Genomic DNA, 8,835 nt, shown 5'->3' with positions numbered 1-8,835 from the left:
AGCGGGAGCGCCTGCGGCGGCACGCTGCTCGTCCTCCGCCGCCGCAGGCGCTCCCGCTAGGACAGGCGGTCAGTACAGGAACCGGTGCAGCGGAGCCGACTCGGTGAGCAACATGGTCAGCCGGTGGGCGAGCCGCTGCCAGGCTTCGTCCTGCCCATAACTGAGTCTCACGTCCTCGTCGCCGTCGGCCGCCTCGATCGCCGCGAAGAGGGTGGCCGTGTCGGCGTCGGGCGTGAGGTCCACCAGGGACAGCACCCGCGCCAGCGCGCCGACCAGGCCGACGGCGGTCTTCTCGGGTGTCAGGACAGTGCCTCGGACCGCGGCCACGACGCCCGAGGGGTCGGGCAGGTCCGGCGGTGCCACCAGGAGCCCGGACAGCTCGCGCAGCAGCGCGTACAGCAAGTCCGTGTCGCCGGTGGGCAGTTCGACGATGCGCAGGCCCTCGTGCTCCCAACGGCCGTTCGGCGTCCACACCTTGGGGCCGCGCGCCACCGCCTCGGCGAGCGTCTCCCGCACTCGCCGGAAGACCACGAGCCCGTCCGCGAAAAGCGCGTGCTCACCGGCTCCCCGCGCGGACTCGGCCAGCGGCGCCAGCAGGTGTTCCTCGACCCGGTCGCACTGCGCGTCGAGATCCGGATCCACGACCACGAGACGCACCGACGTGCGCTGCTCCTGTTGCTCCATACCGACCACTCTGCCAGCCGCCTCGGACAATGGGCCTAGTGCCCGGCTCCGCCCAGGGCGAGCACCACGGACAGGTTCGGTGTCCGGTCGACCGCGTCGCCGAAGACGTCGACGGCCGTCTCCCACTCCTCCGGCCGCGCCTTCGCGTACGCCCGCCAGTTCCGTACGACGACCAACAGGCCCTGTTCCACGGCCTCTTCGGGCCACACGGTGTGGTCGCCGAGGCTGTCGGCGAGGGCGTCCCAGTTGCGGCCGAACCAGTCGGGGAGCCGGAGGGAGCCAGCGACACCGTCCATCAGGCCGGCCTTGTCCGTGACCCCGTCGAGGTCGAGGGTGACCGCGAGCTGCGTCATCTCAGTACCGTCCTGAACGACTTGTAGTGATCATCGGTGTAGTAGATCTCGCCGCCCTGCCCGGTGACAATGCGCCGGGCCCCGCGATCGCGCGAGCCCGGCGTCCGGACGGTGTACTCGTGGTAGTAACCGCGCTTCTGCGCAGGCAGCAGCTTCTCGTAGTTCCCGAAGACGACCCCGTCCTTGGCGTACGGGAAGGGGCCTCCACGGTCGATGAGGGTGAGGGTCTGCCGTGCCTCGGCGGGGAGTTGGGACGCTTTGACGGTGCCTGTGCTCGTGGCCGTGGACGAACAGCCCACGGGCAGCAGTACGGCGAGACAGACGAGAAGCAGTCGGGAGACGAACCGCAGCAGCATGCGCCCGATGCTGCCACGGTCGTCCCGGTAGGAGTCGCTGCCGGGGCCCGTCAGATCCCGTCGGGGTCCGTCCGGCCGAGCGCCGACTTCGGCGGTGTGCCGGCCGTCATCAGATAGTCCGCGGCGGCGGTGTCCGTCACCAGGCTGGTGACGAGCCCGGACCGCAGCACCGCGTCGATCGCCGCCGCCTTCCGCTGCCCGCCCGCGATCGCGACGACCTCGGGGATACGGCGCAGCTGGTCCGCCTTGACGGTGATGCACCGCTCGCCCAGGTCCCGGCCGACCCGGCGGCCCTCGGCGTCGAAGAGGTGCGCGGACGTCTCGGCGGCGACACCGAGGGACGAGTAGTGCGCCCGCTCCTCGGCGCTGAGCATGTCGTACACCGTGGAGATGCCCGACTCCCAGGAGCCGATGGAGACGCAGGCGACCGTGACCTTGTCGAAGTACTCGAAGGCGCGGGCGATCCCCGTCTGGTGGCGCAGCGCCTCCGCGGTGGCCGCGTCCGGCAGCAGCATCGGCGCGTAGATGGGGTGGGCGTCGCCGCCGGACACCTGCGCGGCGCGCCGTACCGCCTCGACCGAGCCGCGCTCGGCGGTCCCGGCGTCGTACACGCCCGTCAGCTGGACCACCGTGCAGGGCGGCAGCCGGTCGAGGGCCGCGGCCATGTGGATGGTGGACCGGCCCCAGGCGAGGCCGAGAACGTCGCCCTCGTTGACCAGCTCGCCGAGCAGGTCGGCCGCGACCTCCCCGAGGTTCTCGGGGTCGGGCGACTCTTCGCTGACCTCGGCCGGGGACTCGACCACGACGGCGTGCCTCAGGCCGTAGCGGGCGCGCAGCGCGTCCGAGCGCTCCGCGTCCAGTTCGGCCGGTACTCGGATCTCGATGCGTACGAGATCCCGTTCGAGAGCGGTCTCCAGGACCCGGGCCACCTTGAAGCGGCTGACGCCGAACTCCTCCGCGATCTGGATCTTGGACTTGCCCTCGAGGTAGAAGCGGCGGGCCATGGCCGCCGCCTGCACCAGCTCTGCGGGTCCCATCCGCATGGCTGACCGGCCCGCCGACATACCCGACACGGCGATCTCCTCACTGCTCTTCACACTCTGGATTCGCCGTTCATCCTTGCAGATCCGGCGCTCTTGATCAGCCTTGATGGCCGCCGTTCACATACCTGCCGCTCAGTGGTCGCACGCCCAGGATGCCTTGCTCACGACCTCTTCGGCCTGCGTGCGCAATGCACGTACCGCCGCGGCCGGGTCGGATGCCCCGTACACCGCCGAACCGGCGACGAACACATCGGCGCCGGCCTCCGCGCAGCGCTCGATCGTCGAGGCCGAAACGCCGCCGTCGACCTGCAGCCACAGCTCCAGCCCGTGCTTCCTGATCAACTCACGGGTACGGCGGATCTTCGGCAGCATGATGTCGAGGAAGGACTGGCCACCGAAGCCCGGCTCCACGGTCATGATCAGCAGCATGTCCAGCTCGGGCAGCAGGTCCTCGTACGGCTCGATGGGCGTCGCCGGCTTGAGCGCCATGGAGGCGCGGGCGCCCTTGGCCCGGATCTCACGCGCGAGCCGCACCGGAGCCGCGGCCGCCTCGACGTGGAAGGTGACGGAGGAGGCACCCGCCTCGACGTACTGGGGGGCCCAGCGATCGGCGTCCTCGATCATCAGATGGCAGTCCAGCGGGGTGTCCGTCGCCCGGGCCAGTGACTCTACGACCGGCACACCGAGCGTGAGATTCGGGACGAAGTGGTTGTCCATGACGTCGACGTGGAGCCAGTCGGCGCCCTCGACCGCCTTGGCCTCCTCGGCGAGGCGGGCGAAGTCGGCGGACAGGATGCTGGGGTTGATCTGCACGGCCATGCCCCAAGCCTGCCATGTCCTGCGGGGGTTAGCGGCATCGGTCGGTCGCGGACGGGGTCGGGTGCGGGGTACGGGGCCGTCGGGCCCACTGCGAGAATCCCTCCCTGAGCGAAGAGGGAGATGGCATGGGACAGCCGTTCGGCTCCTATCAGAACGAGATCTACTTCAACGGGCTCGGCGGCATCGTGCCGTCGTACCCCATGGCTTTCGCGGAACTGGAGGAGAGGGCGAGCGCGGCCCTGCCACCCTCCGTGTGGTCCTACGTCGCGGGCGGCGCCGGCGACGAACGCACCCAGCGCGCCAACGTGACCGCCTTCGACCACTGGGGCCTGGTCCCCCGGATGTTCGTCGGCGCGGCCCAACGCGACCTGTCCGTCGACCTGTTCGGGCTGAAACTGCCCTCCCCCGTCTTCATGGCACCGGTCGGCGTCATCGGCCTCTGCGCCCAGGACGGACACGGCGACCTGGCCACCGCGCGGGCCGCCGCGCGCACCGGCGTACCGATGGTGGCCTCCACGCTCACGGTCGACCCGCTGGAGGAGGTGGCCGCCGAGTTCGGCGACACTCCAGGCCTCTTCCAGCTCTACACCCCCACAGACAGGGACCTCGCCGCAAGCCTCGTCCACCGCGCCGAACAGGCCGGCTACAAGGGCATCGTGGTCACCCTGGACACCTGGATCACCGGCTGGCGCCCCCGCGACCTCTCCACCGCCAACTTCCCCCAACTACGCGGCCATTGCCTGGCCAACTACACGAGCGACCCGGTCTTCAGATCCCGTCTGACCCGCACCCCGGAGGAGGACCCCCAGTCCGCGGTCCTCCTCTGGACACAGCTCTTCGGCAACCCGCTCACCTGGGACGACCTCCCCTGGCTGCGCTCCCTCACCACCCTCCCTCTGATCGTCAAGGGCATCTGCCACCCCGAGGACGTGCGCCGGGCCAAGGACGGGGGCGTGGACGCCGTCTACTGCTCCAACCACGGCGGCCGCCAGGCCAACGGCGGCCTCCCCGCCCTCGACGCCCTCCCGTCCGTGGTCGAGGCGGCGGACGGCCTCCCGGTCCTCTTCGACTCCGGCATCCGCAGCGGCGCCGACATCGTCAAGGCCATCGCCCTGGGCGCCACCGCGGTGGGCATCGGCCGCCCGTACGCCTACGGCCTCGCCCTGGGCGGCACGGACGGCATCGTCCACGTCCTGCGTTCCCTCCTCGCGGAAACGGACCTGATCATGGCGGTCGACGGATATCCGACACTGGCGGATTTGACGGGGGAGGCACTTCAGCGCGTCGCGTGAGGCACGGCACGCGTCAACTGGTGCTGGGGATGGGCGCGTTCGGCGACTGGTGGGTGAGTCGGTGCTGCGGATCAGCGTGTTCCGCGACCCGCGCGGGAGCCGGTCCTGCGGATGAACGGACCGGTGACCGGCGGGTGAGCTGGTGCTGCGGATGAACGCGTCCTGCGCCCCACGCGGGAGCCGATCCTGCAGATGGACGCGCCCCGCGACCGGCGCGGGAGCCAGCCCAGCGGATGAACGGACCGGTGACAGGCAGGTGAGTCGCTACTACGGATGAACACGTTCCGCGACCCGCGCGGGGTCGGCCCCGCACACGAACGCTCCGGTAACCAGCGGGTGAGCCGACCCTGCGGATCAGCGCGTTGCGCGACCCGCGCGCAAGCCCGACCCGCAGATAAAAGCGTCCCGCGACCGGTGCATCATCCGATGACGCGGACGAACCCGTTCGGTAGCCCGCGCAAGCCCGTCCCGCGGATGAACGCGCCGGTGACCGGCGGATGAGCAGCGCTGCGGATCAGCGCGTTCCGCAGCCTGCACGCAGGCCCGTCCTGCCGATGGACACGCCCTGCGACCGACACATCAACCGGCCCGGCCGACGAACGCGTTTCCCGGCGCGCGAGCCCGTGCTCCACATGAACGCACCGCAGACCAGCGCATCAACTGCGCCTGCGGACGAACGCGCTCGGCAACCCGCGCGCGAACCCGTCCTGCGGATCAGCGGATTCCCCGGCCCGCACGCGAGCCCGTCCTGCCGATGGACACGCCCTGCGACTGGCGCGCGTCAACTAGTCCTGCGGATCAGCGCGTTCAGCGGTGCGCGGGGGCCGGTCCCGCAGATGACGGCGCCCCGCGCCGCGCCCGTCAGCCCGTCCTGCGGATCAGCGCCAGATACATCGCGTCGGTCCCGTGCAGGTGTGGCCACAGCTGTACGTCAGGACCGTCGCCGAGGGCCGGGACGCCCGGCAGGAGGGGGCGGGCGTCGATCAGTTCGGTGTGCGGGAACTGCTTGAGCAGGTCGTCGACGACCGCCCGGGTTTCCGCGAGGTGCGGCGAGCACGTCGCGTAGCCGACGACGCCGCCGACGCGTACGGATTCCAGCGCGGTGCGCAGCAGCCCGCGCTGGAGGGGCGCGAACCCGTCGAGATCCTCGGGACGGCGGCGCCAGCGGGCCTCGGGACGGCGGCGCAGCGCGCCCAGGCCGGTGCACGGCACGTCCATCAGAACGCGGTCGAAGCTGTCGGGCCGCCACGGCGGGCGGGTCCCGTCGGCGGCGATGACCTGGTACGGGCCGGGGTTCCCGGCGAGCGCCTTCGCCACCAGGCCCGCGCGGTGGGGCTGCTTCTCGGAGGCGAGGAGCGTCGCCCCGCGCTCGGCGGCGACGGCGGCGAGCAGCGCGGCCTTGCCGCCGGGCCCCGCGCATCCGTCGAGCCAGGTCTTGTCCGGCCCGTCGAGCGGTGCGTTGGCCAGCGCGAGGGCGACCAGCTGGCTGCCCTCGTCCTGGACTCCGGCCCGGCCTTCCTTCACGGCGGTCACGGCCCCGGGTTCGCCGCCCTCACTGAGCCGCACGGCGTACGGCGACCAGCGTCCCGGCAGCGCGGCCTCCTCGTGCAGGAGTTCGTCGGTGGTGGACCGGCCGGGGCGGGCCACGAGGGTCACTTCGGGCCGCTCGTTGTCTGCCTCCAGCAGGTCCTCGATCCCGGCGCGCGGCCCGCCGAGCGAGTCCCACAGCGCGGAGACGACCCAGCGCGGGTGCGAGTGCACGATGGCGAGGTTGTCCTCGGGGTCGTCGTCGTAGGGCGGCGCGACCCGTTCGACCCACGTGTCGAAGTCGTCCTGCGCTACCTTCCGCAGCACGGCGTTGACGAACTTGGCCCGTCCGTCGCCGAGGACGACCCGGGCGAGTTCGACGGAGGCGGACACGGCGGCGTGGGTCGGGATCCGCGTCCCGAGCAGTTGGTGCACCCCGAGGCTCAGCACGTCCAGCACCGGCGGGTCGACCTCGCGGAGCGGCCGGTCGACGCACGAGGCGATGATCGCGTCGTAGGTCCCCTGCCTGCGCAGCGTCCCGTAGACCAGCTCGGTGGCGAGCGCCGCGTCCCGCGCGTCGAAGTCGCCCTTCTCGCGCGCCTTCCGCAGCAGCGGCGGCAGCACGAGGTTGGCGTAGGCGTCCCGTTCGTCGACGGCCCTCAGCGCCTCGAAGGCGAGGATGCGGACGGGGTCCTTCTGCGGCCGGCGGTAGGGCTTGCCGGGCTTACGGGGTCGCGGGGACTGCTCACTCACGAAAAAGGTGCTCCGGATTTCTGGCCGAGATGTGCGTCCAGCCTACGTCGCACCGGCCCGACCGCGCGCGGGACGTCACGCCCCGGGAGTTCACAGGGTCCCGACGGTCTCCCCCGCCCCGATCCGCGCCCCGCGCGCCCAGTCCGCCGCCCGCATCGGCTTCTTGCCCTGCGCCTGCACCCACACCAGCTCGACGGCGTACGACCCGGTGCCCACGTACACGTTGTTCTTGCCGACGGAGAGCTCACCGGGCGCGAGGTCGGTCCGCTCCGGCACGGGCACGGCCTGGACGATCTTGAGCCGCTCGCCCCGGAAGCCGGTCCAGGCGCCGGGCGCCGGAGTGCATCCGCGCACCACCCGGTCCACGCGCAGGCCGGGGGCCGCCCAGTCCACCTGCGCGTCCTCGACGTTGATCTTCGGGGCGAGGGTGATGCCCTCGCCGGGCTGCGGTACGGCTTTCAACGTCCCGTCCTCGATGCCGTCCATGGTCGCCGCGAGCAGGCCCGAGCCCGCGAACGCGAGCCGGGTCAGCAGGTCGCCGCTGGTGTCGGTCGGGCGGATCTCCTCGGTCACGGTGCCGTAGACGGGCCCGGAGTCGAGTCCTTCCTCGATCAGGAAGGTGGAGGCGCCGGTGATCTCGTCGCCGGACATGACGGAGTGCTGCACGGGGGCGGCGCCGCGCCAGGCGGGGAGCAGCGAGAAGTGCAGGTTGACCCAGCCGTGGGCGGGGATGTCGAGGGCGACCCGGGGCAGCAGGGCGCCGTAGGCGACGACGGGGCAGCAGTCGGGCGCGATCTCCCGCAGCCGCTCCAGGAACTCCGGGTCGCGCGGCTTGACGGGCTTCAGCACCTCGATGCCCGCCTCCTCGGCCCGCTCGGCGACGGGGCTCGCCACCAGCCTGCGCCCACGCCCGGCCGGCGCGTCGGGCCGCGTGACGACGGCGGCCACCTCGTGCCGCCCGGAGGCGATCAGGGCGTCCAGTGCGGGAACGGCGACCTCGGGGGTACCGGCGAAGACGAGCTTCATGGGTGCGTTCGGGCCTCTCGGGCGGGAGTGTGCGGGCAGCGCACCAGTCTATGGCGCGCGGGCCCAGGGGCCCACGCCGGAGGACGCACGGACGCCCACGCCGGAGGACGCACGGACGCCCGCAGCGCACACCGGTCCACCGGGGGCGTACGCATATGCCCTTACGCCCCCGTTGCGTGACCAGCGGAGCGCCTACGCGTTGGTCAAGAAAGAGTTGACCACTACGGGCCGCATTCACGCGGCCCGATCCTTTTCAACGCCGGTTCGAGAGGCTTGTTCATGGCCGACCACGCAACCCACGACGCCCAGGCTCGGGCCAGCCTGCACTTGCTGGTGCGGGACATCGAGCGGGTCCGCCGGCAGGTGGACGCACTGCGCACGCTCACCGCCCAGCTGGGCAACGTCTACCGCCCGCGCCGCTCCGGCCCGTCCACGGGCTTCGTCGTCTACGGGCGGGCTCCCGCCCCGACGGTCCGTCTCGCGCAGGAGCTGCGGGACAGTGTCGAGACCCTGGTCACGGCCGCCGTGGACTTCGACCGCTCGCTCGGTTTCTCGTGGGACGCGGTGGGCTCGGCCCTCGGGGTCACCAAGCAGGCGGTGCACCGCCGCTACGGCGCCCGCCGCGCCGCGACCCAGGCGGCGGCCGACGCCGAACGCACGACGGAGGCGGCGACGGCCCGCCCGGTCACGGTGAACACGGGCCTCCCCCCGATGCCCGCGCTCCCCACGGTCCCCGCCGCCCGCTCCATGCCGACCCAGCCCACAGCGGGCAGCCCCACCCTCCGCGACGAGGCCAGGCCCACAGCCTTCCCGGGCCCGCGCAACGGCTGACCCGCCGACCGAACCCTGCCTGCCTCCCGGACAACAACCGGGAGGCAGCTGCACGCCGGAGGGTCGAAGGGCCAGCCGCCGACGGCGAGACGCTCCACGGGAAACCCGAGCCTCTCAACGGACCGTAAACGGGCGGTGCGCGGGTGGGAGA

At 72.1% G+C, this 8,835-nt stretch carries 9 protein-coding genes; 2 read left to right on the top strand and 7 right to left on the bottom strand.

The window, feature by feature from the left end:
* Positions 1-69: 69 nt before the first annotated feature.
* From JHN45_RS49560 to rpe, 5 genes are all read right to left on the bottom strand, one after another.
* Complete coding sequence (locus tag JHN45_RS49560; protein ID WP_201056038.1) at positions 70-684, bottom strand: hypothetical protein; 615 nt, start codon at positions 682-684, stop codon at positions 70-72.
* Between the two features lie 35 nt (positions 685-719).
* Positions 720-1,037 carry a barstar family protein gene (locus JHN45_RS49555; protein WP_200716847.1) on the bottom strand — a complete coding sequence of 106 codons (318 nt, stop codon included), beginning with the start codon at positions 1,035-1,037 and terminating at the stop codon, positions 720-722.
* Positions 1,034-1,393: a ribonuclease domain-containing protein gene (locus tag JHN45_RS49550; protein ID WP_201056037.1), complete on the bottom strand. Its 360-nt coding sequence runs from the start codon at positions 1,391-1,393 to the stop codon at positions 1,034-1,036. The genes JHN45_RS49555 and JHN45_RS49550 overlap by 4 nt, the downstream gene beginning before the upstream one ends.
* Before the next feature lie 50 nt (positions 1,394-1,443).
* A complete protein-coding gene (locus tag JHN45_RS49545; RefSeq protein ID WP_200716851.1) occupies positions 1,444-2,490 on the bottom strand; it encodes a sugar-binding transcriptional regulator in 1,047 nt (348 codons plus the stop codon).
* Positions 2,491-2,568: 78 nt separating this feature from the next.
* Positions 2,569-3,255, bottom strand: coding sequence for a ribulose-phosphate 3-epimerase (rpe, locus tag JHN45_RS49540; protein ID WP_200716853.1), 687 nt, complete (start codon positions 3,253-3,255; stop codon positions 2,569-2,571).
* 125 nt (positions 3,256-3,380) lie between these two features.
* Between rpe and JHN45_RS49535 the strand changes: the two genes are divergently transcribed.
* The gene (locus JHN45_RS49535) at positions 3,381-4,547 is read left to right on the top strand and encodes an alpha-hydroxy-acid oxidizing protein (RefSeq protein WP_200716854.1); all 1,167 of its coding nucleotides are present in this window, start codon (positions 3,381-3,383) and stop codon (positions 4,545-4,547) included.
* Between the two features lie 861 nt (positions 4,548-5,408).
* On the opposite strand, the gene JHN45_RS49530 is transcribed toward JHN45_RS49535, so the two are convergent.
* Both JHN45_RS49530 and fmt read right to left on the bottom strand, forming a co-directional pair.
* Positions 5,409-6,827 carry an RsmB/NOP family class I SAM-dependent RNA methyltransferase gene (locus JHN45_RS49530; RefSeq protein ID WP_200716855.1) on the bottom strand — a complete coding sequence of 473 codons (1,419 nt, stop codon included), beginning with the start codon at positions 6,825-6,827 and terminating at the stop codon, positions 5,409-5,411.
* Between the two features lie 90 nt (positions 6,828-6,917).
* Positions 6,918-7,853, bottom strand: coding sequence for a methionyl-tRNA formyltransferase (gene fmt / locus JHN45_RS49525; protein WP_201056036.1), 936 nt, complete (start codon positions 7,851-7,853; stop codon positions 6,918-6,920).
* Positions 7,854-8,132: 279 nt separating this feature from the next.
* On the opposite strand from fmt, the gene JHN45_RS49520 reads away from it, so the two are divergent.
* Positions 8,133-8,684, top strand: a complete 552-nt coding sequence (locus JHN45_RS49520; protein ID WP_019066412.1) for a hypothetical protein — start codon at positions 8,133-8,135, stop codon at positions 8,682-8,684.
* Positions 8,685-8,835 lie beyond the last annotated feature (151 nt).

The organism is Streptomyces sp. MBT53 (genome assembly GCF_016654115.1).
Lineage (GTDB): Bacteria > Actinomycetota > Actinomycetes > Streptomycetales > Streptomycetaceae > Streptomyces.
Note: the sequence above shows the minus strand (reverse complement) of the source record. Positions and strands in the feature narration are given on the sequence as shown.

What these genes read in the sequence shown, in the direction of transcription:
- rpe (WP_200716853.1), bottom strand. Translation starts at nt 3,255, where the DNA reads ATGGCCGTGCAGATCAACCCCAGCATCCTGTCCGCCGACTTCGCCCGC.
- JHN45_RS49560 (WP_201056038.1), bottom strand. Translation starts at nt 684, where the DNA reads ATGGAGCAACAGGAGCAGCGCACGTCGGTGCGTCTCGTGGTCGTGGAT.
- JHN45_RS49520 (WP_019066412.1), top strand. Translation starts at nt 8,133, where the DNA reads ATGGCCGACCACGCAACCCACGACGCCCAGGCTCGGGCCAGCCTGCAC.
- JHN45_RS49550 (WP_201056037.1), bottom strand. Translation starts at nt 1,393, where the DNA reads ATGCTGCTGCGGTTCGTCTCCCGACTGCTTCTCGTCTGTCTCGCCGTA.
- JHN45_RS49555 (WP_200716847.1), bottom strand. Translation starts at nt 1,037, where the DNA reads ATGACGCAGCTCGCGGTCACCCTCGACCTCGACGGGGTCACGGACAAG.
- JHN45_RS49535 (WP_200716854.1), top strand. Translation starts at nt 3,381, where the DNA reads ATGGGACAGCCGTTCGGCTCCTATCAGAACGAGATCTACTTCAACGGG.
- fmt (WP_201056036.1), bottom strand. Translation starts at nt 7,853, where the DNA reads ATGAAGCTCGTCTTCGCCGGTACCCCCGAGGTCGCCGTTCCCGCACTG.